Annotated in this window: 20 protein-coding genes and 2 pseudogenes; 3 read left to right on the top strand and 19 right to left on the bottom strand. The window is 50.7% G+C overall.

Annotated elements, in window-relative coordinates; all coding sequences use genetic code 11:
• Positions 1 to 39: 39 nt before the first annotated feature.
• Positions 40 to 1,866: an ABC transporter ATP-binding protein gene (locus tag NFS35_RS05800; RefSeq protein ID WP_251206203.1), complete on the top strand. Its 1,827-nt coding sequence runs from the start codon at positions 40 to 42 to the stop codon at positions 1,864 to 1,866.
• 67 nt (positions 1,867 to 1,933) lie between these two features.
• Here NFS35_RS05800 and NFS35_RS05795 read toward each other — a convergent pair whose 3' ends face one another.
• The 11 genes and pseudogenes from NFS35_RS05795 to NFS35_RS05745 all read right to left on the bottom strand — a co-directional run bounded on the left by NFS35_RS05795 (position 1,934) and on the right by NFS35_RS05745 (position 14,179).
• On the bottom strand, positions 1,934 to 2,551 hold the full coding sequence (locus NFS35_RS05795; RefSeq protein ID WP_251206202.1) for a DUF4317 family protein: 618 nt from the start codon (positions 2,549 to 2,551) through the stop codon (positions 1,934 to 1,936).
• Positions 2,552 to 2,763: 212 nt separating this feature from the next.
• Positions 2,764 to 3,027 (bottom strand): sporulation transcriptional regulator SpoIIID, encoded by a 264-nt coding sequence (gene spoIIID / locus NFS35_RS05790; protein ID WP_251206201.1) that lies wholly within the window; start codon positions 3,025 to 3,027, stop codon positions 2,764 to 2,766.
• Positions 3,028 to 3,092: 65 nt separating this feature from the next.
• Positions 3,093 to 3,629, bottom strand: a pseudogene (locus tag NFS35_RS05785) (PD-(D/E)XK nuclease domain-containing protein); the annotation flags it as partial.
• Entirely contained in the window at positions 3,595 to 3,882 is a 288-nt protein-coding gene (locus NFS35_RS05780; RefSeq protein WP_408629629.1) for a HEPN domain-containing protein, read from the bottom strand. The gene NFS35_RS05780 and the pseudogene NFS35_RS05785, both read right to left, overlap by 35 nt.
• Before the next feature lie 37 nt (positions 3,883 to 3,919).
• Positions 3,920 to 4,264: a nucleotidyltransferase domain-containing protein gene (locus NFS35_RS05775; protein ID WP_251206199.1), complete on the bottom strand. Its 345-nt coding sequence runs from the start codon at positions 4,262 to 4,264 to the stop codon at positions 3,920 to 3,922.
• Between the two features lie 158 nt (positions 4,265 to 4,422).
• A complete protein-coding gene (locus NFS35_RS05770; protein ID WP_251206198.1) occupies positions 4,423 to 6,456 on the bottom strand; it encodes an AAA family ATPase in 2,034 nt (677 codons plus the stop codon).
• Between the two features lie 36 nt (positions 6,457 to 6,492).
• Positions 6,493 to 7,950, bottom strand: a complete 1,458-nt coding sequence (locus tag NFS35_RS05765) for a ribonuclease H1 domain-containing protein (protein ID WP_251206197.1) — start codon at positions 7,948 to 7,950, stop codon at positions 6,493 to 6,495.
• A gap of 353 nt (positions 7,951 to 8,303) precedes the next feature.
• Entirely contained in the window at positions 8,304 to 10,502 is a 2,199-nt protein-coding gene (locus NFS35_RS05760) for a pyruvate formate lyase family protein (RefSeq protein WP_251206196.1), read from the bottom strand.
• Positions 10,503 to 10,592: 90 nt separating this feature from the next.
• A complete protein-coding gene (locus NFS35_RS05755) occupies positions 10,593 to 11,543 on the bottom strand; it encodes a glycyl-radical enzyme activating protein (protein WP_251206195.1) in 951 nt (316 codons plus the stop codon).
• Positions 11,544 to 11,664: 121 nt separating this feature from the next.
• A complete protein-coding gene (locus NFS35_RS05750) occupies positions 11,665 to 13,167 on the bottom strand; it encodes an MBOAT family O-acyltransferase (RefSeq protein WP_251206194.1) in 1,503 nt (500 codons plus the stop codon).
• A gap of 16 nt (positions 13,168 to 13,183) precedes the next feature.
• Complete coding sequence (locus tag NFS35_RS05745; RefSeq protein ID WP_251206193.1) at positions 13,184 to 14,179, bottom strand: SGNH/GDSL hydrolase family protein; 996 nt, start codon at positions 14,177 to 14,179, stop codon at positions 13,184 to 13,186.
• Positions 14,180 to 14,457: 278 nt separating this feature from the next.
• On the opposite strand from NFS35_RS05745, the gene NFS35_RS05740 reads away from it, so the two are divergent.
• Positions 14,458 to 14,946: a helix-turn-helix domain-containing protein gene (locus NFS35_RS05740; protein ID WP_251206192.1), complete on the top strand. Its 489-nt coding sequence runs from the start codon at positions 14,458 to 14,460 to the stop codon at positions 14,944 to 14,946.
• A 56-nt stretch (positions 14,947 to 15,002) separates the two neighbouring features.
• Here NFS35_RS05740 and NFS35_RS05735 read toward each other — a convergent pair whose 3' ends face one another.
• The 3 genes from NFS35_RS05735 to NFS35_RS05725 form a co-directional block, all read right to left on the bottom strand.
• Complete coding sequence (locus NFS35_RS05735; protein WP_251206191.1) at positions 15,003 to 16,475, bottom strand: serine/threonine protein kinase; 1,473 nt, start codon at positions 16,473 to 16,475, stop codon at positions 15,003 to 15,005.
• A gap of 207 nt (positions 16,476 to 16,682) precedes the next feature.
• The gene (locus NFS35_RS05730) at positions 16,683 to 17,828 is read right to left on the bottom strand and encodes a hypothetical protein (RefSeq protein ID WP_251206190.1); all 1,146 of its coding nucleotides are present in this window, start codon (positions 17,826 to 17,828) and stop codon (positions 16,683 to 16,685) included.
• A gap of 262 nt (positions 17,829 to 18,090) precedes the next feature.
• The gene (locus NFS35_RS05725) at positions 18,091 to 19,986 is read right to left on the bottom strand and encodes a helix-turn-helix domain-containing protein (RefSeq protein WP_251206189.1); all 1,896 of its coding nucleotides are present in this window, start codon (positions 19,984 to 19,986) and stop codon (positions 18,091 to 18,093) included.
• Between the two features lie 276 nt (positions 19,987 to 20,262).
• Here NFS35_RS05725 and NFS35_RS05720 point away from each other — a divergent pair, with 276 nt between their 5' ends.
• On the top strand, positions 20,263 to 20,880 hold the full coding sequence (locus tag NFS35_RS05720) for a hypothetical protein (RefSeq protein ID WP_251206188.1): 618 nt from the start codon (positions 20,263 to 20,265) through the stop codon (positions 20,878 to 20,880).
• 71 nt (positions 20,881 to 20,951) lie between these two features.
• Here NFS35_RS05720 and NFS35_RS29615 read toward each other — a convergent pair.
• The 5 genes and pseudogenes from NFS35_RS29615 to NFS35_RS05695 form a co-directional block, all read right to left on the bottom strand.
• A pseudogene (locus tag NFS35_RS29615) lies at positions 20,952 to 21,350 on the bottom strand (AAA family ATPase); the annotation flags it as partial.
• A gap of 122 nt (positions 21,351 to 21,472) precedes the next feature.
• The gene (locus NFS35_RS05710) at positions 21,473 to 23,524 is read right to left on the bottom strand and encodes a class I tRNA ligase family protein (protein ID WP_330640036.1); all 2,052 of its coding nucleotides are present in this window, start codon (positions 23,522 to 23,524) and stop codon (positions 21,473 to 21,475) included.
• A 210-nt stretch (positions 23,525 to 23,734) separates the two neighbouring features.
• The gene (locus tag NFS35_RS05705; RefSeq protein WP_251206186.1) at positions 23,735 to 23,899 is read right to left on the bottom strand and encodes a hypothetical protein; all 165 of its coding nucleotides are present in this window, start codon (positions 23,897 to 23,899) and stop codon (positions 23,735 to 23,737) included.
• A gap of 306 nt (positions 23,900 to 24,205) precedes the next feature.
• The gene (locus NFS35_RS05700) at positions 24,206 to 24,535 is read right to left on the bottom strand and encodes a DUF7668 domain-containing protein (RefSeq protein WP_251206185.1); all 330 of its coding nucleotides are present in this window, start codon (positions 24,533 to 24,535) and stop codon (positions 24,206 to 24,208) included.
• 672 nt (positions 24,536 to 25,207) lie between these two features.
• The gene (locus NFS35_RS05695) at positions 25,208 to 25,393 is read right to left on the bottom strand and encodes a hypothetical protein (RefSeq protein ID WP_251206184.1); all 186 of its coding nucleotides are present in this window, start codon (positions 25,391 to 25,393) and stop codon (positions 25,208 to 25,210) included.
• Positions 25,394 to 25,423: the final 30 nt, after the last annotated feature.

The following is a 25,423-nucleotide window of genomic DNA, read 5'->3' as shown; positions in this document are numbered from 1 at the left end:
TTTATATGAGCGCATTATAGTGCGCGGGAGGGTATATTTATGACATTATCAGAACATATCCAGATTTCCAAGAGGGCCATACGCCATCTCTTTTCCCTGAGCAGGGCCTATGCCACATGCCTTATACTGAACGCATTCCTCCAGAGCCTGCTGCCCTATGTGCCTATCTACTTTTCGGCACGGCTCATAGATGCGCTTTATGAAAGGCAGCCTGTGCAGACGCTGGCGCTCTATGTAGCCCTCACGGTGGGAATCGTTTTCCTGATGAGTCTCGCAAGCGCCTATCTAATCTCCAAGCGGGACATTGCCGACAATGAGTTATACTTAAGCGAGCAGTGGGCTTTCTCTGAGAAAGCCATGCAGATGGCCTATGCCTCCATCGAGGATCCGGAGGTGACGCTTCTGCGGAAAAGAATCGCTATGGAATCCCAGACAGGCTACGACCTGTGGTATCTGACGTCCTCTACGGAGAAGCTCGTCTTCAGCGTGACCAGAATCCTCGCCTCCCTTTCCTTGACCCTGTCTTTCTTCTTTCTGGAGGGGATCCCTTTCCTGGTGAAGCTGGGGTTCGTGGGCGGCATCCTGCTCACCATTCTGTGCGGGGCGCTCACCTCCAGGAAAAGCGAGAGCATGTTCAGCCACTTCATGAACGTTGCCGTCCACATGAATGTCTTTAACGGGAAATACTATGACTATATCGGCCACTACAGCAGCGGCAAGGATATCCGCCTCTATGGCATGTCCGACGGCCTGCTGGCCCTCATTACGGACACTATGACGGAATACCACCGGCACTCTCTGGAAATGTGCCGGAAGCAGGCCATTCTGAAAGCGGCGGATGAGGCCATGAACCATGTCCTGCGGTTCTGTGTCTACATGATACTCCTCTACGCGGCGCTTTGCGGCCAGATTACCGTAGGCTCCATCGCCCGCTATGTGTCCTGCGTCATGCTGCTGCTCACCGCTGCCTCCGAAGCTGTGGCAAATGTCCAGAGGGCTCTGGTGAACCATACCTACTTAAAGCGCTATTTCTCCTATCTGGACATCCCCAATCCCATGTATCAGGGCTCCCTGACTGTGGAGAAACGGGATGACAACGAGTACTTTGTGGAATTCCGTGACGTGTCTTTCCGATATCCCAATACCGACACCTATGCCCTGCGCCATGTGAACCTGAAATTCAAGATAGGGGAGAAACTGGCCATCGTAGGCAAGAACGGCAGCGGCAAGACCACTTTCATCAAGCTCATGTGCCGCCTCTACGATCCTACGGAGGGAGAGATTCTGTTGAATGGGGTCAATATCAAAAAGTACGACTACGATGAATATATGTCCATCTTCTCCATCGTGTTCCAGGACTTTAAGCTCTTCGCTTTCCGCCTGGGGCAGAACGTGGCCGTCAGCCCCGAATATGACAGAAAAAGGGCCATGCAGTGCCTGGAAAGGGCAGGCTTCGGGGAGCGCCTGGCAGCCATGCCGGAGGGCACGGAGAGCTATCTGTACAAAGAATTCGATGAAAACGGCATCGAGATATCGGGCGGCGAAGGGCAGAAAATAGCCCTGGCCAGAGCCCTCTACAAGGACGCGCCTTTCTTGATTTTAGACGAGCCCACGGCTGCCCTTGACCCGGTTTCCGAGTATGAAATCTACAGCAGCTTCAATGAAATCGCCGGGGACAAAACGGCCATCTATATCAGCCACAGACTGGCCTCCTGCCGCTTCTGCGACAAGATTGCAGTGTTCGATGCCGGCAGCATCGTGCAGACAGGCAGCCATGGGGCGTTGATTGCCGATGAGAATGGCATATACCATGAGCTGTGGCATGCACAGGCACAGTACTATACAGAAGATGTAATGGGAACCTGAGCCCTGAAAGAACGGAAAGGCCCGCCGTGAAGCTTAACTTTCTGCCCGGCGGGCTTCTGACATCTCCCTATTTTATAAATAATCCGGCCAGCTCCTCCTGTCTCCCCTCCGGCGAGTAGATATTGATTCCCTCCACATCCGTGCTTCTGTTGCTGAAAGCCGGGAACAAAAATCCCCAGTCCGGCATCCCTGCCTCGTAATCCCCGCTCACAGGACATACTGCGCAGACCAGGAAACTGTATACCTCCTCCGACTCCCACTGCTCCGCCTTGTCGCTGCGCTTCACGGGCACATCATAGTTCCCCTGAAACACATAGATACAGTATGGGAAACCCGGCTGGTACCGCTCCCCGAGATACTCATACAGGTTAAGCAGCAGCGCGTCGTTTTTCAATTCGCACTCCCGCAATGCCATGAGCAGCTGCCAGATGCTTCCCGGCTTTCTGTCTCCGGGATGAAAGCGGAAATTTTTCAGTTCCACATTTGTATCGGAAAAGGGGATGGCTTTGGCTATCTTCAGATTCCTGGTCCGCTCCGCGGCGGTCAACTTCAGAAAGTGGGTATTGAAAGTGCCGTCCACATAGCCTTCCTCGTCCATATAGGCACCCGCTATCCTGCCGAAGCAATTCCTTGAAACTGTCATCCTTCTGGTAATTTCCAGCATGTCCTCTCTGTCTATGTGCATATCCCGCCTCCATTTCCACCAGGTTCCCTCTGCGTTTTTATTTGATTTTATCACAGATATTTCCCGGCTTCAAGACATACGGCTCCCGGCAGGCGGATTCTGAGATGAGGCCAAAATGAAAATCCATCTGCAGATTACTTTGTCTGCCGATGGATTCTTCACTTTCCTTATTCCGTTTTCTCTCATTTCCAGCGGATGTGCAGCCTGGGCAGCTACATCGCGCCGCCCTGCTGGTGCAGATATTTCTCTTTCGTGGCAAGCCCTCCCCTGATATGGCGTTCGGACTTGTTCAGGTCCAGCACCTTTCTGGCCTCTGACGCCAAGGCCGGATTTACCTGCATGAGACGCTCTGTCACGTCCTTATGTACCGTGCTCTTACTTACCCCGAAAGCCTTGGCGGTCTGTCTGACTGTTGCGTTGCTGTCGATGATATAGTTAGCGATGCTGACGGCACGCTCTTCGATATAATCCTTCAAAGGAATACCCCCGTGGGATATTTTTTACTATTGTATGAAATATCCCGAAGAGGTATGACAGAATCCTATGTTTTCTCTTTCCCAATCAGAACCCTTTTCCCGCAGAATGCAAAGCCATACTTTCTGATTCGCTCTGAGGGAATCCCCCTTGCCCGCAATACGGCCTCATACTGCTTCTTCTCAATCTGGTTCAGCGCTTCCCGCACCGTATCAGCCAGTTCCTCCTCTTCGTCCGGATCCAGCACCTTAAACTCTATGATAATTGCATCTCTTCCGCAATTATTTTTGACGGCATCCAAAGGCAAAGCATCAGAGGCTCCTTTATCCTGTCTCGGCTCCAGCATCACATCATACCTGCCAAAGCCGCTTTCGCGATTAGAGGTCAGAACATATCTGTCGGACAACTCCACCATCATCCCCAGCACAAAACCGTGGTAGAACCGTTCCGGCTCCTGTTCCGAAAGATTCGTCCCCATGTCAAAATAGCTGAAGGTCTGAAGGGCAATCTTGTTCATATAGGCATTCATCCCTTTCAGGTCATCGGACAGCAGAGACTGCAGAAAAGCGTTATTCACTCCCCGGCATCTCCTGAACCACCCCTTCTTCTGCCTCAGTTCTTCCTGCCACATAGAAATCATCATAATCAGATTTTTCTCTACAAAACGAACTCTCTTTTATGATAACCGCCTTCAAATATTCTTTTGTAAAATATGCTATCACCCCTGAGTGCTTGGATGAGTCAAAATTCTTCAGAGCATTAGCTGAACGCATTGCATGAAAAACTGCATAATAAGACCTGTTCAGAGATGTTTTATACTGCCCTATCTCCAAGTTGCTTTCCGATGCCGACAGCATTTCCCTGGCTCTTGCCAATCGGTAACCCGCCAGTCTTTCAGGCTGCTTTCCATAAAATGATTCCCTCCTTTTTCACATTTTTATAAAAAGGAAGTACATCCTCCCATTTCTTCATATTGGTCTCCTGTATATCCACGATTGAAAAAACTCTTTCATATCGAATGTCCATGTCGGCAGCCCAACTTAAGAAGCGCCTCCTTGTCGCATCATCCATCTGGCTCCTCACAACAATCGCAATATCAATATCGCTCTCCTGTGTCGCATTGCCCCTCGCCGCTGAGCCGTATAAAATAATCATGGAAATGTTATTTCTAAAGATATCCGTCAGGCCCTGTACCAATTCCTCTCTCATCTCATCCGACAGCACTCCGTTCACCTCCACATTCAATTCCTGTATTTATTATACCCCTGCCAGCACTATTCCACAATCAGATATTTCAAAAGGGGGCATTCAGAAGTTCTCCTACGATCTTCTAAATGCCCCTACGATAGATTATCTATTTTATTCTCCACACTACTATTGTATGAAAGGCGGAAATTTTACTTTCTATTCAGCCCGCCTGCCGCCTCCAGGATTTCTTTCTTGGTCAGATACTTCTTCCCATTCTCCATGACCGCTTTCACCAGACGTTCCATCGCATCTTTATTCGCTTCAATTATGTTTATTGCCTCCTCCAACTGTTCTGATAAAATTCGGTTGATGAGCTCTTTTGCCTTTTGGTTATATTTAAGTTCTTCTGCTTCAATCACGGCCAAACCGATTTCTTCTTCATACATTCCGAACTTACACACCATATTCGCAGCAATCTCCTTAGCACTATCTAAATCGGAGGCCGCACCGGATGTCAGGCCATATTTATATACCATTTCGGCAGCTCTGCCTCCTAATGCAGCACTGATCCTCTCCAGATAATATTTTTGGGTCGAATCCCATCCCTCTGTTCCAAATTGCGTATATCCTCCGTGATTCCCTCTTGCCACAATGCTCATATAAGTAGGCGTCCTGCCATAGTAGAGCTCAATCAGGACATGCCCTGCCTCATGATACGCGGTGCGCGCCCTCTCTCCGGGAGACCTGTCAACCCTTTCCTCCCCCAGAATACATCTCTCGAATATCTCATCAAACAAGTCGTCCTTAATGACCTGGCCTGACCGGATTCCCTCCCGCAAAGCTGCCTCGACTACTTTCTCGAGTTTTGCCGGAGCCAATCCCCTAGACCTGTCAACAATGCTTTTCACCATTTCATCCGAGATATCAAACCTGTCGCTCTGCTTTTTAATGAGTCTCTCCAGCTGCAGCTTCCTTTCTTTTTCATCCAAAGTGCCCATCTCGAACAACCTGTCAAAACGACGTATGAGAGCAAAGTCAATTTTTTCTATATAATTCGTAGCCGCCATGACAAATACCGGCTTGTCATCCCTGCTGATAAATCCATCCATCTCGACCAGCAACGCGTTCAGGATCGGATTCGGCACCGCTGAGTATTCCCGTTTTGTACCTATGGCCTCAATTTCATCAATGAACAGGATGGCAGGTGCATATTTTCTCGCAATACGAAATTCATCCTGTACTTTCTCAGGGCCTCCGTTAAACAACTCGCTTGCGCTGACGGACAGGAAATTCACCCCTGATTCCGCGGCCGCGACTTTTGCCAGAAGAGTCTTTCCGGTTCCCGGAGGGCCATACAGCAGAACTCCTTTCGGCTTCACGCCTGCTTTCTTATACTCCTTAGGTTTCCGGAGATATTGAATGAAAAATTCAAGCTCCCTTTTGAGATCCTTTGACACAAAAATATCATTCCAGCTTTTATTCGGACGCAAATCATCGGACAGCATCGCAGACTTATCCTCGGACTCCACCGCTGTTTCTAACTTGAAATCGCAGAAAATGATACTTCCCACATTGGCTTTCGTGTCAAATTCTCTTTTGGTTCCATACGTCAGGACCTGATGCCTCTCTGTCAATGTCTCCATCACCACCCGGCAGCATACATCCATGTAGGTTCTCTCCAGCTGTTTTCCAAACCTCTTGCTCTCGATAAATCCCGCGGCCCCTTTTTTCATAAGAGCATTCTTTTCTTTTTCCGTATAGTAATGTCCACGGATTCCGTCTAAAATATACACCGGAACTTCTTTATCTTCCTCTCGGAGCCTTAAGAAAACATCCCGTCCAATCGTCCTGACATCCTCAACATCCAGCTCGTTTTCCGCATTTTCAAGACCATGTATGTAATCGACAACTGCGAAAAGAACATTTTCTTTACGGATTATTTCCATGAACCCTCTGATATCCGCAATGTTCCTCACGTTTACATTGTTATTTTTCATCTTTTCAGTCGGCGCATGTTCCACTGTCCCGAAGACAGGAATGACACAGTTCTTTTCCCCGAAATAGAAGTCTCTGATTTCCTCCGCGGTATCTTCAAAATCGCATCTCCATTCGATTCTTCTGACAATTCCGCTCTCATCCAGCCCCTGTTCTTCCTCTGCCAGTTTCAACAGTTCATACATTTCCTTACTGATGAGCTTGCCCGCCGCTTTGGAGGCATTTCTGGCATCTGCGCTTCCGCCCATGGAATATAATACGGTCCGGGCCAGATTTTCTTCTCCTCACGCTAATTCACAGCCATATTTCTTTTTTATTTTTATCAGCCGGTTCTTGATATCATTCTCCACCAGCTCATAAATTGCATCTGCCTTTAAATGATTCAGCATGATGACTGTGTGCGAAGACATTCTTGAAAGTATTTCCGGAGGAAAAAAGGGCTGTTTTGTTTCCAGATCCTTATCCTTCTCCAGCGCATCGATTATTACCTTATCCGAAAGCAGTGTAAGGTTTTCATTCCGTGCGGCACCGTAAAGCTGTCTGCCCGCATTGGTGGTAAAGAAAATGATGGATTTTTTAAACGATACATCCCGTTTATTATATTTATCCTCACAGAATCCATCATCCAAAATCTGTAAAAACAGTCGTATGACGCTGATATGCGCTTTTTCTATTTCATCAAACAAAAGGACGCATCTCGGATGTTTAGACACAATCTCGGTAAGTATGCCCGGTTCAGAATCCTTCCATGTCGACGCAAAACCAACCAATTCCTGTATGGCTTCCCTATTGGAATATCCTGACATATCAAACCGCCTGAAAGGAAATCCCAATTTAAAAGCAAACTGCTGTGCCATGAAAGTCTTCCCCACGCCCGGAGGTCCGGCTAAAAGATATACGCTTTTGGGTCCTCCCTTGTCCGGCTGCAGCCGGACTGTCAATTCCCTGTCAAAGTAGGCCGCTCTCAGCTTCTCAATGGCCGCGTCCTGTCCGACAACCTTATCCCGCAGTTCGCTTTCCACGGCTCCGGCCTGCATCAAAAGCTCCCGCATGGAAGGCTCCTCTTCCACGTCCTCAATTTCTGATAATTCCGGCTTTGGGTATGCCCGCAGCATCTGCGCCACAAAAGCTGATACGGCAGGCGCGTCATATCCAAGAGCATTTTTTGCCTCTTTGTCACGGTAAACAGCAGTCAGCCTGCTCAGATTTACATCTGAAAGACATATCTTCAGCTCTTTCCTGAGTTTCTCTGCCGCGGATGTTCTGGCATTTTCGCTCTCTGACTCTTTTATGATAGAAACATACCGCGACATGTCTTCCGCCGTCTTCCAGTATCCCACCGGCACATCAAGAGCGTTTCTGTTACCGGCTAACCATTTGCCGTATTCTTCTTCATTATCCTCTTCTTCCTCCTGCTCTCTCATATCAGAAAAAGACTCCGGGTTATCTGCTTCAGACTCGTCACCGAAAGGCAAAAAGCCGTCTTCTTTCCAGCTCGCATCTTCCAGACAGTCGGCTCTCTCACCCAGATACACCAAATCCCCCAGATATTCTTCCGCTTCTTTTATGGCATACCGCAGGCTGCCGGGCACATCTTCCGCCTCATTCTCAAGCTCGCTCCGATATTCAAAACGGCGAAATTTCGAATTCGGATACTTATTTGTCTGCTCGGAGCATTTCAACCATTCATTAAAAATTCCGGTCTTTCTCCCTCTTTTTACCGCGTAAATCATTTTCTTCATAACCTGATCTCCTATCATCCGCATATGTCATATTGATGCCGGTAGCAATTGCCATTATTCCGCCTGATTTCTAAATATAGGCCGAAATCTATTCCGGTTTCGGCTTTCGCAAGGATATCCACTAAATCATTATAAATGGCATGTGGATATTTCTCCTTATTAGCGACCCTGTACTGTTCCTTTTCATCTTCGTCCTGCTTGTCTTTGACCTCGTGGCTGTCAATTTTTTTAAACGTTATGCCGTCATCCTTTAAAAACCCATTTTGAAAAGGGCATTTGGAAGCTCTTCTGCAGTTCTTCCGAATGCCCTGAATATAATCGCTTATAATTCGCTGCCTGTTGAGGCAGATTCCTTACACTTTCTGCTCCTCCGCCGTAAGGTAACGGTCCACGATCTGCTGCCTGTATTCCCTGGACAGGGAGGCAAAGAAAGCGGAATATCCCGTGACGCGCACTACCAGATCCGGTTCGCTGGCAGGGTCTGCGTGGGCCCGCCTGATCTGCTCCTTTGTAATGCAGTTTAAGTTGATCAGAGTGCCTCCCATCTGCTCATGGGCATGAATCAGGGCCATCAGGGTATCCGCGCCGCCCTCCCTGCCCAGCATATCGGTATCGATGTCCAGGTGCAGGGGCGCGGAGTTGCCATAGCCCGGCTGGGTCTTGGCCACAGCGTTGGCTTTCAGCGTAGGCGAGAAACTGGCGATGCCCTTTGCAAATCCCGGATCAGGCTCGGTGGAATGGGAAATCGGATCCCCGGCATGGCGGCCGTTGGGCGTGGCGGGCAGCTTCTCTCCATAGTAATACACGTCGCCGTGGGAGAACATGCCGGGAATGACTTTCAGGTGATGCTTCGGGGTAGGGCTGGACGTCACCATCTGTACATAGGTATCCCTGGTGCGGATGGCCCATTTTTCTGCGAGGGAATCCGGCGCGCCGAAACGCGATATGCTGTTCAGCATCAGCCGGATATTCTCCTTTCCGGCAAAATCGCTCTTCACCGCATCGTACATCTCCTGCCAGGTCAGACGCTTCTCCCTGACCACCCTCTCCTCGATGGCGGCAAAGGAATCCGCCACAGTAGCCAGAGCGATGCCGTCCACATTCAGGCCTATGATGTCCACGCCGCCCTGGGCACAGTTCAGTCCCCGCTCGATGGGGCCGTGGCAGAACAGGTTCAGGACGATTTCCGGCGTATTGCGGGAGACCACCTCATAGTGCCAGTCATAGCTGTCCTTGTTGCAGTCCACCAGAATCTGCAGATGGCGGCAGAAATGTTCCCACAGGCCCTCCAGGCTGGGTTCCTCCTCCCCGGCCATCAAATCGTCAAGAGCATGGACCAATGCGAATGCCATGTTCAGGCGGGTGACGTCCTGGAGAGGATATTCGATGCCGGGCAGCGCCGTCCAGTTGCAGCCTACTTTCGCCCGCATGCGCGCCAGTTCCATAGGATGGCCGTTCTTCGCAAAGCCCTCCTCGCAGCCCTTGGACAGGGAGAAGCATACGCCGGAACCATCCTCCAGGATATACTCCACCGCCCGGCGCAGAAGTTCCTCATCCATGCCCTCATAGACCCGGACTGCCAGGTTGTTGGGGATATGGATTTCATGGGTGGCCTGAAGAATCAGATAGGAGATTCTGCTGGTCAGACCACGACTGCCGTCCGGAATCTGTCCTCCCACCTGACAGTAATGGGTATCATTGTACAGCAGACTTGCCACGATCCAGATGGCCTCCTCATCCGACAGGGTGCCTGCTTTGGACTCTTTTTCATAATAGGGACGGAGCAGCTCGTCGATCTGCCCCAGGGCGCCTCCGGCATAATAAGTCCTGTCCACGCTCTGGAAATGGGCCAGGAACTGGCAGGCCTCCCTGAAAGTGCGGGGCGGCGCCTCCAGCAGGTTCTCGTTGATTTTCGCGATTTCCTGATAGTTGTTCCGATGGAACGCATCCTCCGCCTGAGCGGCCATCTCCCTTGCATAGTCCGCATGGCGCCTGACATACTCCAGCATGCCCAGCACCAGCTCTTCCTCGCCGTCATAGAAATCCGTGTCCGCCGGGGCGTTGAACTCTCTGTAATAGCGGATTTTGTCCAGCAGCCCCCTCCAGCCGAGGCGCAGACCGATGGTCATGTCGGGGCCTAAGTGGTTCATGGCTCCCACGCCGTTTTGATGGATGTCATACTTCTCATAGATTGCTTTCAACTCTGCCGGGGCTTCGTCCCCGGGGCGCAGCCCGATATTGGCGAAGCGCTGGAACACACCGGCCCAGGCGCCGGCCAGGGCGCTGTCCGGATGGATGTAGGCCGGAATGGCGTTCATGAACCGCCGCAGGTTCCGGCCGATCATGCCGCAGCCGTAAACCATGCCGTCCTCGTGGGTCTCTGGAGCAAACTCCAGCTCGTCGAAGCAGATGAAGCCATGGTCGTCGATGTCGATATGGCCGCCGTAACGCTTCAGTTTCTCGTCATTGTAGTAGATCTTCGAATCGTGCATGGACCGGATGCGCTGCCGGACTTCTGACGAAAGCTCTACCCTTTCACTCATTGCAGACATTTTGCTCTTCCTTTCTCTTCCTGAAACTATATTCCACCGCCTTATGCCGCGGGGAGACCTGACCTTTTTTCCGAAGCTGTCCGGTGCCCCTCAGCGGGAATACCTGGCAGGAATACCCATCTCACAAAATTTCATGCAGACCTCTTCGACGGCATCCGGAGCGGGAACCCCGAATTTTTTCAGTTCCATGTCCAGAGAAGCCCTCTTCCCCTCTCCCAAACGATGGTATGCCAGGAATTCCACCGCCTCCAGCCGCAGGGGCTTCAGAATCTCCGCGATTTCCAGCATCTCATGGACATTTCCGGCAAGAGCGTTCCCTGCGCTCTGTGCGCCTTGTGCGCCCTCTTCCCCGGGAACATATGGAATCCGCACAATGATTCTGGCGCCCCGGTCGGACAGCATCCGGAGATTGTCGAGAATCTGTTCATTCCCCACGCCCGTCAGACATCTGTGGGTCTCACTCCGGGCCGCTTTCACGTCATACAGGAAAAGGTCCGCCAGGGGCAGGATTTCCTCGAACCGCTCAGAGGGCACGCACCCGGCTGTATCCACTGCCGTATGGATGCCCGCCTCCCTGCACAGCGTCAGGAGCGCTTTCAGGAACTCCGGCTGGGTCATGCACTCTCCGCCGGAAAAGGTGACCCCTCCCCCTGAGCGGGCAAAATAGTCCCTGTCCTGCTCCAGCATGGAGAAAAGCTCTCCGGCAGTGACATTTCTGCCCGTCAGAGCCAGCGCCCCCGCAAAACACTCCCCCGCGCAGGCTCCGCAGCCCGTGCAGTTCCTGCGGTCGATTCTGTGGACGCCCCCTTCGTCCAGGACATGTGCCTTTCTGGGACAGACAGCAAAACAAGCCCCGCATCCGATACACTTTTCCGGCTGGAACTGTATCTGGGGCTCATATGTATAGGACTCCGGGTTGTGACACCAGACACACCGGAGATTGCAGCCTTTGAAAAACACAGTAGTGCGGATGCCCGGGCCGTCGTAGACGGAAAATGGCTGGACGTTGAAAATAGTTCCTCTCACTTCTCTGGGACTCATCGTGGCACCCCCTTATCTTAGTGCCCGAAGGGGATGCTGTCGGATTCCCCCGGGAGGTTTAACGTGCACATTTTTGATGCCTTTACTATATCACCTGGCATCCAAAAAGTAAATAGGTATTCTAAAATTGGAAATAAATAAATGTCGACGCGTCGTACTCCGGGCCATAGATGCCAAGAATCAGCACGGCGAAAATCAGGCCATAGTACACCAGCCAGCGGAACCAGATATTCTGCCGCGCCAGCGCTCCCTTGAAGTCCACTTTCTTCTTTTTCATGTAATCCACCGCCATCAGAAGAACAAGGCTGCACAGCAGGACGAAGAAATTTTTCTCAGACAGAACTATGGTGTCGATGCCAAGAAGCGTATCCGGGTTAAAGAATTCAAAAAGACCAACGTTGGCAATACCGTGCCGGAGCATCCGCAGGGCAGCCGCGAAGCTGTCGGCCCGGAAAAAAAGCCATGAAAAGTCCACCAGCGCAAAAGTCACCAATCCCTGCAGCAGACGGTAGCTGCCGCAGTCCGTACGGATGCGCAGCCTTTCCCGCAGGCGGGCGCGGAAATCCCCGGTCAGCTCCCCCGCCGCCTGATACAGACCGTTGAGCCCTCCCCACGCCACGAAATTCCACCCGGCCCCATGCCAGAGACCGCTGACGGCAAATGTCAGAAGCAGGTTGCGGCATTTCTTCCACTTGCCGCAGCGGCTGCCTCCCAGCGGAATATAGACATAATCCCGAAACCACGCGGTCAGGGAGATATGCCAGCCGCGCCAGAACTCGCTGACCGTGGCGGCATAGTACGGGCTCTTGAAATTCTTCGTCAGCTCAAAGCCCATCACCCGGGCCGCGCCCACAGCGATATCGGAGTACCCTCCAAAGTCACAGTAAATCTGGAACGCGAAAAGGACGGTAGCCAGACCAATCTGCAGACCGGAATAACTGACACAGTCGTCATAAACAGCGTTGACCAGAATGGCGATGCGGTCCGCAATGACCAGCTTCTGGAAAAAGCCCCAGCCCATCAGGAGCAGCCCATCTTTTACCCGCCGGAAATCAAAGGCATGCGGCTCATGCATCTGGCGCATGAGATTTTTGCTGCGCTCAATCGGGCCAGCCACCAGCTGCGGGAAAAACGAAAGGAACAGGGCATAGCGCAGCAGATTTTTTTCAGCCGCGACTTCCCCCCGGCTGACATCGAAAAGATAGCCCAGCGCCTGGAAAGTATAGAAAGAAATGCCCACCGGCAAAAGCACGTCAAAGGCCGGCGGATTCACAAAAATACGGAAAACCGAAAATAATTTGACGATATTATCTGTAACAAAAGTAAAATACTTGAAAAAGAACAGAATCCCCAGGTTCAGCGCCACGCATCCTGCCACGCACCACTTCCCTGCACGTTCCGCCCTGGCGCCGGATTGCTGCCTGGCCCTGGAGAGGAACAGCCCGCCGCCCCATGTAGCTATTGTCGAGAGCGACAGCAATAGCACATATTGGGGATTCCAGCTCATATAGAAATAGTAGCTGGCCGCCAGCAGCCACAGATATTGGAACCGCCTGGGCACTAAAAAGAACACCAGGACAACAATTGGGAAAAAAATCAAAAACCCCACAGAATTAAACAGCATGACAACGCCTCTCGAATCAGTCTTCTTCCTGCCCGTAAACCGTCTCCATCACGAACCTGGTCACTTTTTCGGCGCCGGATCCGTTCAGGTGGTGATAGCTGGTAAACGCATCCTCAAAATCCTCCGCAGTCAGGCCAATCTCTTCATAATACTGATTGCAGTCCAGATAAAGGACTCCCTCGCTCTCGGCAAGAGCCGCGATTTTGCCAGTGTAACTTTCATAATTAATGGAACGGATATACACATCATACATGGGAGCCATGACCAGGTAAAAGGAAATCCCCTCCTCCCTGCACAGCCGAACCAGCTTATGGAAGTGGAGCTCATTGGTTCCGGAGATGACCCATTCATCCGGGTTATAGCCCGCCTGGGCATACAGCGCTGCCGTCTCCGCCGACATGGATGTCTGGCTGGGGTGGAAAGACGAGTAGTTCCGGATGCCTTTGAAATAGAAATTCAGGTTCGAGCCAATCGTCGCAATGTCTGTCCAATTGCCGTGGCATCTGGCAATAGGAAACAGCGCGTAGCTCCAGTTCCTTTTCTCGTACTGCTCCGCCACCGCCTCCAGCTTTGTCAGCCCGAGGCGCATCCCGTCAATATTGGCCTCTTTCTTCCAGTCCCGGTCCGGTGTTTCGCCATACCGCCAGTTATTGTTGTTGTCCAGCGCAAACGCTTCCAGAATGATGGTTTCCGGCTTCTGATAGTGCAGCGCTTCTTTCACATTGAAATAGGCCTGAACCACATTCTGGGAATTGGTGGCCAGAAGATAGCTGTCCATCCCCGTCATCTGAGAAATGACAGATGTGTCAAAAGTCGAGTATGCATGGCTGTTGCCCACCACCAACAGTTCTATCTCTCCCTTATCCAGAGCGTAAAAACTCTGCCAGGTGCGGAAGATAGTGTTGGAGGGGTACAGCAGCAGCACCGACACCCTCAGACCGATTGACAGCAACAGGACAAAAATCAGCCCTTTCAGAAATTGTCTTAAGTTTATCTCTCTGTGCTTTTTCAAAAAATCTCCTCTGTACGCTTCCCGCCATGCACCCTTAAGCGGCACGGCGATTGCCTGATTCAATATATACTCACAAGCGGTGAAATTTGCCAGTCCATATAAATAATATGAATTATTTGGGCATTTGCGGTCTGCTGGCAGCAGACATTTGGCTCACCCATATATTCAAATCAAACTTGCCCCATCACCGACAAGCTGATATAATAGAATCAAGTACATAATGTCACTATACCATGATTAAAGTGCAATCATGGTATGGATGGCCGTCCGGCCGTTCTATGTCACGGATATGGACTTATTATACCATTAAGAAAGAACCGAGATACAGCATGGAGCAAAAAACTACCGAAGAGCTAAAGCATGAAATCAGAGCCGCGACGGACATTGAGGACTATCTGAAACGCAATCAGGAAAGCCTGATTCACGACAGCCTGTCCGGCTATCTGAATATCCTGCTATCGAAAAAGGGAGTCAGCAAAGCGGATGTGGTGCGCGGCTCCCTGTTGAACCGCGCATATGTATACCAGATTTTTTCCGGGGAGAAGATGCCCTCCCGGGACAAGCTGATTGCCATTGCCTTTGGCCTGCGCCTTTCCGACGAAGAGACACAGGCCTTATTGAAATTGTCCAAAAACCGGGAACTGTACGCCAGGGATGGGCGCGATGCCATAATACTGTTCGCCTTGCAGCGGAATAAGTCGATTCTGGAGACCAATGACCTGCTTTTTGAACTGGGCCACAAGGTGTTGGGGATTCCGGAAGAATAGCCCTGTGGCGGACCGTTCTGTTCCCGCTCAGCCGCGGATACGGCATGCGCCCTGTCCTATTGAAGCCAGGGGCTGAAATACTCCTCTGTAGGGGGATCCGGCATGGGGCTTGCGCTATATTCGTTCGGTCTCGAAGAGAACGCCTGTACGGTGAATCGATACGATTTATCAGGCCCAAACTCCAGAAATTCCGTACGGATATAGATTCCGCCGTATCCGAACTTTTCAATCGTCTCTTTCGTCCAGATGTTATCCGTCACGTAAGCGCCTGTCTGATCGTAAAAGATGACCATAAAGCTGTCTTTATCTTCATAATCGTCAAGATTGCTCCATGTAGCATAGTACTGCCGCTTGCCGTCCACTTCATACAGTCTCCAGGCAAGATCTGTGGGAGCAGGCAGCGGCGGAGCAGATTCTCCCGTGTATTCAAAAGCATCGGATATTACATATGGGCTGTCCGTATACTGGATTTCGTCCCCCAAAGCAGATACCGCAAAATAATAAAAACCATTTTTCTCCAATTCGGTCGTGATATTGTAATCTATCACTTCCATATTCCTGAAAGAGCCTCCTGCCCTGACCAGCTGTTCGGAAACCCAGCCGCCGTCATCCGGATCCGGCGCGGCTTCCGTATCTTTCCTGTACAGCCTCACGTTATATCGAACTTCATCCCTGGTTCCCGACTCCAGCACATTGTCCCACACCATGGTTCCCGTCTCACCGTCCCAATGGGGATTTTCCGGCGCCGGCAGAACGACGAGATCTGCCCCCCCGTTGTCTGCCACTGTCCGGTCCTCATTCCGCAGGCCCGGCAGGCGCGCAGCGCAGATTCCCCCAAGGGCAATCAGGCAGATTACGGCACAACCGCAAAAAACGTTCTTTCTTACGGGGAAAAATGCCCGCTGCAGCTGCCGCACTGACTGATACCGCTTATCAGGGTCCAGACTCATGCATTTCCGGAGAATCTTTTTATAATATGGCCTCTGGTTCTCCTCTGTCAGGAGCCTCTCCAGCGTCACTCCCAGGGCATAGATGTCCGCCCGTTCATCCGTCTGCGAAAAACCGTACTGCTCCGGCGGCGCAAATCCTCTGGTGCCCAGCAGTTTCGTGTCCTGTTCCTTATCCTCTTTCCTTGTCCGGGCGGCATCAAAATCTATCAGGCGCACATGTCCGTCTTTGCCCAAAATGATATTGGATGGCTTGATATCGCGATGGACAATTCCTTTTCCGTGCAGGAAATCCAGAACAGAGCACAACTCTCTGACAACCTGCCGGAACTGCTTCTTCGACAGATCTGCCGCACTGATGGATTCCCCTTCCACATACTCTTCGATGACCACCGTAGAATCCTCCAGGATGGCGACTTCCTCCAGCTTCGGTATGCCCGGATGAGGATTGTCACGCAACAGTTCATAGACAGGATGGCACCCGGCTAAAACCTTCCGAACATACCTGTTCCCCTCCGAGCAGATCAGATGCACTGTACCTTTCCCACTCTGTTTCAGCAGCTTCAACTCTTCATATTCCATAATCCGTATCCTCATAATCTTATGTATATTGGTATTATACCTCCCCTGAATAAATTAATCAAATTTTTGTGAAAATATTTTTCTAATTATTCTCCATGCAGCCCTTACCGCCGCCAGGGCACCATCACAAAAACGGCCTGCTCCAACCGCCGGCAAAATCCACGGATGAAGACAAGGCCGTTATGCATTTTATTTCTTTGATGCCGCTTAGTCTCTGTATGCCAGCGCGAAAGCGTAATAAGTATCTGTCTCAAAGGTAATCGTATTCGGATCGAAATCCAGATCGTTCAATACGGCAGCCTTTCCATCCTCCGTAACGACAATCATCCGGAACGACCTGTTCTTCGCCCGCAGGGATTCGGGAATCGTCAGCGTAATCTTCGCCTTGCTCTCCGTTTTATAAACCATTCCCAAATAGGTCGGATAGATATTGTAGGTTCTTCCGATGGTATAGTCCCCGCGTACAGTATCAAAGGAGCTCCAGCACAGGAAACCCTGTATGGAATTCTCTATTGTGACATTATAAGCATTGTCCGCACTCTCCGTATAGATGACCTCATCTGTGCCGCATGCGTCATACAGCTTCATTTCCTCAGGAGTGGGCACCCATGCAGCGGGCTGTCCGGAATCCCCGGAGCCCGACTGCTGTTCCGGAGGATTGATCGGGATTGGTTCGGACCAGTCGCTGTCCTGATATTTGTTTATATTCCTGCTTATTGTACGGACCTGTATGGAATATACGTTACCCGGCCTCATCAGCGACCTAAAATCCAATATGTTTTCGTTCTGTCCTCTCGTGAATCCATCTGGCACTCCATTACATAACAGCCGGTAGGAAAAGCCGTAATCCGTTCCAATCGTATAAGTCTCGCCGTCTGTCTCCGGCAGGGATAAGACAACAATCCCCTCTCGGGCCACGCTGTTCACTATGGGAGCGGGAAGCTTTTTATCCGGCACCGCGTAGGTAAACGCGCCGCTGGAAACGGATTCTACCGAAGTGCCGTTTGCCTCCAGCGTCACTGTAAACGAATAATCCCCCGGGGTGGTCATATTATGATAAAGATCAAGTATGCACGTTTCTCCCCCCGGCAGGCTGCCACTGACACCAATGGGATAAGCCCTTCCGTCCGGCAGCGTCAAATATACAGTCATTGCACACGCCTCTGCATTCGGGTTGGTAAAAACTGCCTGTCCTATTTCGCTCCAATGCACATCCGTCGCCGCCTGGAGCGCTTCCTGCGGCACCACCTGCTGCTGATTCTCCGCCGCTCTTGCCGGCAACGCTTCAAACGGACTGCACAGCAGCATGGCTCCGCCTAATATGGCCGCCCACCCTTTCCAATTTTTCCTCATACCTTTAACCGCCTTTCCTCCAAAATATAGTGATATACTGCACTCCCTCGCGGTTTTCCTTTTGAACCGCGAAGACTTTTATCGCAGAAACCGTCCCTCGTTTTCTGCAATCCGAATTCCATTGTAAATAATTCCTCTGCAGGAATGGTAAGCTGCCAGCAGACTTTTCCAAATATTTCTGCAAAAATCTCTCCTTTGAGATTGCCATTGGGAACAGGCGCAAAGTACAGTATGATATTTCGCGTAATAACGTCATCCTCTTCTATATGCTTTCAAGAACCAGTTTCGCAAGCCTGCAGTTCTCTTCCTCCCGGACAAGCGCCGCTTCCAGCAGGCCGATCTGCTCTTTGCGCAGCGCAGGTGTGGACACACCGGCGGCCTTTACGGTATTGTACGTAATTTCGCACCCGGAAGCATGGCCTGCCTTGCGCCGGAACGCGGACAGTTCGTCGGCGATTGTCTGGAAGTTCTCCGACATCTTCGCCAGGCGCTCCCGTCCTGTCTCCGGAATGACGGAAAGGTTCTCCCGCAGCCAGGCTGCCGCCGCATACCGGGCGTCTATGAGGGTGTCCAGCATATCGTCGTTTACGGTCAGCCGTCTCATGACATTCTCCCTGTCGTCTGCCAGCCGGAAATCCTCCTCCCTGGAAAGTCCGGCTATCCATGCCCTGTAGGCATCCTTTCCCTGATGGTAGCCGCGGCATGCTTCCGCCTCAAAAGGAGCAATCAGCGTGTCCAGGGAAGTCTTCAGGATATCCATCTGCGGCTTCCGCTCTCCCTTTTCTCCAAAATGCAGGATGAGAAACGGCCAGTTATCGCTGAAAAGATACCCCTTATTCTCCTCGAAGACCATCCGCCGGTCTGCCTGCATCTGGCTGTCAATCTGATTCCGGACATTCATCTGCGCCTTTCCGTCCATCGGCAACTGTCCTTTTGTCTGCCCCTGGCCATCTGCCTGACCCTGACTTCCCTTCCCCTCCAGGGCATCGAAGATTTCCTGGTCGAAATAGGTGCGGCACAGAAAACGGTTGCCCTCGTCCACATATCCTGTGATGATTCCCCATTCCGCGGCCACCCGCAGATTGATTGCCAGCACCGGTTTCCCCTGGCGGATGTCCTCCATGATGGCCTGGCGCTCCGCTTTCCTCTCCGGTTTTTCCAGCCTTTCCACCATGCGGAAATCATAGCCGATGGCGCTGTAGAGCGGCGTGGCATAGTCAAAGGCCACAAGGGCGTCCGTGCAGCTGTAGTCCCAGACATCGGTGAAGCAGATGCGATAACAGGAGCCGCTCATTCCCATGACCTGCTCATAGGTGTAAGGCTCCCCCATGTAGGCAAGGGATGCCTGGAGTGCGCCCGCCCAGGGGCATTCCATCCCTTCTTTCCCATTCTCCCAGGACAGACGCCTTATCTGTTCCAGGATGCATTTGGAACGATCCTGGAGCAGCAGCCGGGTGCCATGGTCCCCGTAATAAATGGTATCGTTTTCCGGGCAGCTGATGACATGGATTCCCTCCGCGTTCAGATACACCAGCGTCAGGTATTCCGTGTCATCGCTTGCGATGCTGCTGGGGAATACCTCATGGTTCACCGGTATCCTGTCCCATTTAAAATATTCATAATGCTCCATTTTCTGCATGGCAGAGGAATATTCTTTCTCGTTCCCATAGTAGGCGCCCACAATCCGAAGCGCCCCGTCCGGCGCAAATCCTGTGCTCTTCCTGTCCAGAACCAGGTTCTCGTCCTGCAGGGCATAGGCGAAGCCCACTCCCTCCGGCGTCTGGAACTTCACCGTCAGGAGCTTCAGGCGGTCGCTTTCCATGGAAGCGCCGATAAATGCGGCATTCACATAGATATCCAGCCCATTGTCGCGGACCAGATTGTCCAGGCAGCGGGTCACGGGCACCCGGGTCTGTCCGTCCGTATACTCCGCCTCCAAAATGAAAAGCTCCCTGGGGCACAGCAGGCTGTCGATGCTGCAGTCCAGCGCCTCCGCCAAAGCGGGAAGAATGGCCGTCTCCGGCAGGCATTTCGCGTTCTCCCATTTCGACACGGCCTGGGGGCTGACCTGCAGCCGCTCTGCCAGCGCCTCTCCCGTGTACCCCCGCTCCCTGCGCAGGGACGCGATTCTCTTTGCTATTTTTTCCAATTCCATCATAACGATTTCCTCCGGTCTATGTTTTTCAGCGCTGTATCCATAATTATAGGCAAAAGGAAATGAATTTACCAGGTATCTCAAATTAAAAATATGCAGAAAATATCAACTTGTGGTTTACTAACCCATATTAGAGGCGATCACCAGTGGAAAGTATATTTGGCAGTCCACCGTGGAATACTTCAAACAGACTTCAAGGTAAATTGAATCTTATTTGAAGTAACTTTGAAGTTGATATTGAAGTGATTTTGAAATGAACATCTGACTCCCAGGCCGCAGATGAAGGTATCTTTCATCCGATATGTCATAAAGGACAGAGAGCGCTTTGTCATCAGAGTCAGGATTCCGGAATCCTCTGTCAAGCCGGTCATCCTGAAATACAGAAACATCCCCTCCATTTTCATGAGAAGAGATGGATTTACCAACGGCGCGACCTATGAAGAAATCATAGAAATGAGCGTGAAAAGCAAGAACACGCAGTATGACATTCTGGTCTCGGATGTTGCGTACGATTCGGCGAAGCTTTCCATGCTGCGCGCTTTTTACGCAGAACACAATGATGGAAAGGAGCTCAAGGAGAAGGCGCTGCAATCCATGGGCTTCTATAATGAAGAAAGCTATCTGCTAAATGGAGCAGTCTTGTTCCTGGACGATTACAGTGGGAAAAAGACGGAGATTCAATGCTCGGTATTCTCAGGATTCAACAAAGGGAGCGAGCGAATCGTGACAATAAACCGATTCTGCGGAAATATCACGTCTACGATTCAGTACATGATGGATTTTGTGAATCAGCGGATGAATCATTCTATGAATGGCTCTGGCTTAGTATCCCCGCCAGGAATCCGTGATAGAAATTTTCCTCGGAATGCTTTTCTTCCGTGCTGTCGTAGAAGCTGATGGCGGAGAACAGCTGGCCGCTTAAGATCTCTCCCATCTTTTCCGCATCCCCTCCTCCATGGCCTGGTACAATTGATCACGCTCCAGGGATTGTAGACTTCCGTATTGCCAAATGTATATCCGTCATACCATTCTTTCATAGTCGGAAAACGGTTCTCCACACCGTAATATGCCATCATCTGCAGCACTTCTGTCTCTGTGAATCCGAAATGCTCACCATATTGCTGATCCAATACTGAAATGATTTTCAGATGATTCAGCCCTGTGAAAATAGTCTCTAAAAGTCTTCCTTCGTAAGACTTCGAGATACGAAGACAACCTGTAATCACAGCAAATTGCAGATTGTCATTGGTCTTCAGCGCAGACTCGAACAGCGAGCGGATGAAATCCACCATCTCTCCGTAAAAACCCCTGAAATAAGCGTTTTCCAACGGCACATCATACTCGTCAATCAAAATGACCGTATGCCTGTCACGAGCCGCTCTCTAATAGCATTATACCCTATCCCGCTCTATTCCACAATCAATTATACGTTCAAAATATTCCCGGGAACCACCACCTCTAAGGCCTGCTCCCATCGCTCACTCCCCTCTCAGCCCTCCTGGCCAAACTGGCTTTCATGCTTCTTGAAAAAGTCCTCCCGGGGCTCCAGCGTCTTCAGCTCATGCCGCTCCAAATCGCCGATGTAATAGGAAATCGGCTCCAGGATATGCTCCCAGTCCCAAAACTCCTCCCCTATCCTCATGGAATGTCCTCCTTCCATGGAATGCCCTCCTTCCATGGAATGCTCTCCTTCCATGGAATGCTCTCCTTCCATATACTCCCGGAACTTCTCGCAGCCCTCCGGCGCAATGGGATGCACCAGCACGGCCATGACCTTGCAGGCATAGAAGCAGTCCGCCAAAATCTGCCGCCTCAAGGCATCGTCCCCATGGGAATCGGCAATCCTGATATGATTCACCCAATGCTTGTTCACTTCCCGGATGAAGTCGTCCAGCACATAGGAAATCCTGTGGAATTCCTGATGGTACATATGCCGCTCATACTCCAGCACGGCCTTTTCGGCCATCTCCCGGATCCTCTCAGCCGCTTCCTCCGTCGGTATCCGCCCACCGTAATACTTCTGGGCCGCATAGAAACAGGAACGAATCAGCCGGTTGAAGACATTCGTAATCAGGTTCCCGTCCTTCAGCACCATATCCACCCCCACGCGCTCCTCTTCCCTCATCAGCGCCTGGGGCCTGAATCCCACACTTTTCGAGGACAGTCCAAGGCTCATGAAATGCATGCGCAGCTGGTCTTTCGTATAGTAATCCAACAGCTCATCCGCCATGGGCGGCTTTATGGCAGAGCTGCTGCTGGCCTTTGTGTCCAGATACAGCAGATGCCGGTTCGCTATGATCGTAGACAGATGCACCTTTTCCATATCGGGCTTCGTCCCCCGGGGCGCCTGGAGCCCGGTGAACAGCCCCGTCTGGGCAATGGCGTAGAAATAGATATTGTCCTCTCCGATGAACTGGTACACCTCCGTCTCATCGTCGCCCCACCATTTCTCCAGCTCCTCCTCTCTCCCCCTCTGCCGCAGATACGCCCTGGTGAAAGAAATCGGCGCCCACAGGGATTCCGGCCACACCCAGAAAGTCAGATTCTTCAAATCCTCACACTCCGGAAAGGGTACGCCCCATTCCACATTTCCGGAGAGCCGGAACGGAACCAGGGTCTTCCCGGAAGTGTAATGAATCCCCATGCCCTCCAGTACGGCCTTTGCCTTATCCCGGTCATCCAGGGTCTCGAATTCGAACACGAAAGAGTTCTTGCTTTCCCCGTCCACGCTGCGGTGCACCGGCAGGCGCTTCGACAGTTCCTCCAGGCTCTCCACATATTTCTTCGGCACATACAGCATGGGCTTCTTCAGGAATTCCTCCACGGTCTCCAGCTGGTACTTCCTGGTATGGGTGTTCTTTCGGAGAAAATCATTGTATTCTTTCATCATGCCGATGCAGTCCTCCAGCGCAAAATACCAGTTCTCCACCTCCCGCAGCACAGGCTTCCCGCCGGACAGGCAGCTGACGGGATTTATCAGTTCTGAGGGCAGAAACTGATGGCCAAGCGAACATTCATCCGCATACGCTTTGTCCGAGGTACAGCCGGGAATGGGGCACCTCCCTGTCACCTGGCGTCCATTTAAGAATATCCCCAGCTCCTCGTCATAGAACTGCGGCACGGACAGCTTTTCAATATAGCCATTCTCGTAAAGCCTGCGGAAAATCTCAGCGGACATCTGCCTGTGGATTTCGCCGGCCTCTCCCAGGGCCGATGCCCCGAAAAAGTCCAGGCTGATTCCGTAATCCTCCAATGTCTTCTTCTGGCTCTCATGGTTGGCGGCCACATAATCTTCCAGCCGGCCCTCATATCCCGCTTCTTTCTGCTGCCGGTAGCTCTCCTGAATGGGCGAGCCGTAGCAGTCCGTCCCCGAGAGGAAGATGACATTCTCCTTCCCGATTCTGTCCCGCAGAAATCTGGCGAAAATATCGGCGTGCACGAACATGCCGCCCACATGTCCAAAGTGCAGGTTCTTGTTGCCGTAGGGCATGCCTGCGGTGATGACAGCCCTTTTGGGGAATGTGGGCCTTTCGTTTTTCAATAGACGCTTCCTGAACATAGCTGTACCTGTATGATGCCTCTGTCATCGCATCATAATCCTTTCTCTCTGATATCCCTCTCCACTACTCGCCGCGCGGTCCGCATGGCGCATACGGCAAACTTCCATATGCGGGTCCGCGCATGAAAAAAGGCCGAAAACCCTTCATGGGCTTTCGACCGTTTTGTTCATGCCTATTGAGGTAGGGAACTGTCATGAACGCATTCCAAAAAGCCCATTGTCCGGATTGACAATAAGCTGTTGCTGCTGGTTCATGATGGCCTTGCTGTCAGATAGATAGACCATGGCTTTGCCCCTTACCCTTTCGTTTTGATTGCCGATATTGTAGCAGATGCCGGAACGGCTGTCAATATCCAAAATCCCTTTTGCTCAAAAAAATACCTGAAAAAGTCCCTTACTCCGCCCGTTTCCCCAACCGCACCTCGCAGTCCTTCCGGTAAAAAGAGCGTCTGCTTTACGGCGTTTACTATAATGATTTCGTTTTGTCACACTCATAAAAAGTCTCTCAGGCATGGCGCAACAACTTTGCTATTGCATACTTCTATGCCTTGCTCTTAAAATGGTTTATCTATAAAATATTTATTCTCCTCTAAAAGTACTCTTCCCTATTTTTTCACTCCAGAAGTAAGTATTTTTAGTACCCCAAGCCTTTTAGCTCTGTCCTTACATTACCAAAAGGTCTAATATCCTATAACCACTGATTCTATCATTTTCACTAAGCTTTATTTCAACCTGCAATGTCAAATCACTTCTCTTGCCATCAATCCATAAATCCAAGTCAATCTTCATCCCTGATTTATCATTATACTTATTTATGTACATAGCATCTGCCAAATCAGGGATTGGTGAAAGATGACCTCCATATTCATGCATGACCCTTTTTATATCTTCTTCCGAAACCCTACATAATGCATTGTGTTCATTCAGGAAATCGTAATCCTCATATTGCAGGCAGGTGACTATTTTTTCACATATTTCATATATGTTTCCCATATTCCTCCCCCCTCAACAAATATTTTGCCGTACTTAAATATTCAATATTTCTATACGCCACGCTTCAATCAAAGACCATTTGGAATCTCTTCGATAACTATCATATTTCCAGCCTTATCAAAATAAGATAAGATTCTGTCTGTTTTTTACCAATTCATTCTTATTTCCATATATAGATATTTCACCAAGATTCTCCAAACCTGACAATGGCAGAATGTCCCTCACATTTGTTTTTATCAAGCCTATGTGGTGTAGACTTTTTAAATTTTCCAGAGAACTTACATCTTCTATGTAAAGATATGCCAGATCCAGCTATTCCAGTTCAGTCAGGTTTGCAATTGGCTGCACATCAAACGGCACTCTTCCTGTTTCACCATACATTGCTTCAGCACTATTTTCATACAGAGATAATGTTTTAAAGCGTACCAAATCGCTTAATCCTTCCGGATTTCTTATATCCTCTCCTATAATAGCGAGGGATTCGAGGTTTGTGAGATTGGAGAGGTAACTTAATCTTTAAAACGCTTCACGCCTTGGGCCAGTTCAGGATAATACATATCCATCGATTTCCTACATCCAGAACCATGCATCAGCTTACCCCCATCAAAACGGCAAAGAGCATCCCTTGCACGGAAATGCTCCTTTTATCTAACAGCCTTTTCTGCAGCCCCATTATAAATACTGGATTGCCTCTTCCGGGGTAAGCTCATAATTTTTCACCAATATCTCCTGGATTCGCTTATCGTCCGCACCCAGGTCACGGAAGCTTCTCACAGCGTTTAAAATGGATTTTTGAACTTTAGATTCAACAATCTTATTAATCTCAGGCTCCATAATCTGCAACAATGCTTTGCACATACTGTCATCTCCTCTCAGTTCTTTCACTAT

It is taken from the genome of Acetatifactor aquisgranensis (genome assembly GCF_943193215.1).
GTDB lineage: Bacteria > Bacillota > Clostridia > Lachnospirales > Lachnospiraceae > Acetatifactor > Acetatifactor aquisgranensis.
Note: the sequence above shows the minus strand (reverse complement) of the source record. Positions and strands in the feature narration are given on the sequence as shown.

Coding starts and splice junctions, on each gene's coding strand:
- NFS35_RS05740 (WP_251206192.1), top strand. CDS start 14,458: ATGTCACGGATATGGACTTATTATACCATTAAGAAAGAACCGAGATAC.
- NFS35_RS05720 (WP_251206188.1), top strand. CDS start 20,263: ATGAAGGTATCTTTCATCCGATATGTCATAAAGGACAGAGAGCGCTTT.
- NFS35_RS05765 (WP_251206197.1), bottom strand. CDS start 7,950: ATGAAGAAAATGATTTACGCGGTAAAAAGAGGGAGAAAGACCGGAATT.
- NFS35_RS05755 (WP_251206195.1), bottom strand. CDS start 11,543: ATGAGTCCCAGAGAAGTGAGAGGAACTATTTTCAACGTCCAGCCATTT.
- NFS35_RS05700 (WP_251206185.1), bottom strand. CDS start 24,535: ATGGGAAACATATATGAAATATGTGAAAAAATAGTCACCTGCCTGCAA.
- NFS35_RS05780 (WP_408629629.1), bottom strand. CDS start 3,882: ATGCTGTCGGCATCGGAAAGCAACTTGGAGATAGGGCAGTATAAAACA.
- NFS35_RS05760 (WP_251206196.1), bottom strand. CDS start 10,502: ATGTCTGCAATGAGTGAAAGGGTAGAGCTTTCGTCAGAAGTCCGGCAG.
- NFS35_RS05750 (WP_251206194.1), bottom strand. CDS start 13,167: ATGCTGTTTAATTCTGTGGGGTTTTTGATTTTTTTCCCAATTGTTGTC.
- NFS35_RS05735 (WP_251206191.1), bottom strand. CDS start 16,475: ATGGAATATGAAGAGTTGAAGCTGCTGAAACAGAGTGGGAAAGGTACA.
- NFS35_RS05695 (WP_251206184.1), bottom strand. CDS start 25,393: ATGTGCAAAGCATTGTTGCAGATTATGGAGCCTGAGATTAATAAGATT.
- NFS35_RS05770 (WP_251206198.1), bottom strand. CDS start 6,456: ATGGGCGGAAGCGCAGATGCCAGAAATGCCTCCAAAGCGGCGGGCAAG.
- NFS35_RS05730 (WP_251206190.1), bottom strand. CDS start 17,828: ATGAGGAAAAATTGGAAAGGGTGGGCGGCCATATTAGGCGGAGCCATG.
- NFS35_RS05725 (WP_251206189.1), bottom strand. CDS start 19,986: ATGATGGAATTGGAAAAAATAGCAAAGAGAATCGCGTCCCTGCGCAGG.
- NFS35_RS05795 (WP_251206202.1), bottom strand. CDS start 2,551: ATGCACATAGACAGAGAGGACATGCTGGAAATTACCAGAAGGATGACA.
- NFS35_RS05800 (WP_251206203.1), top strand. CDS start 40: ATGACATTATCAGAACATATCCAGATTTCCAAGAGGGCCATACGCCAT.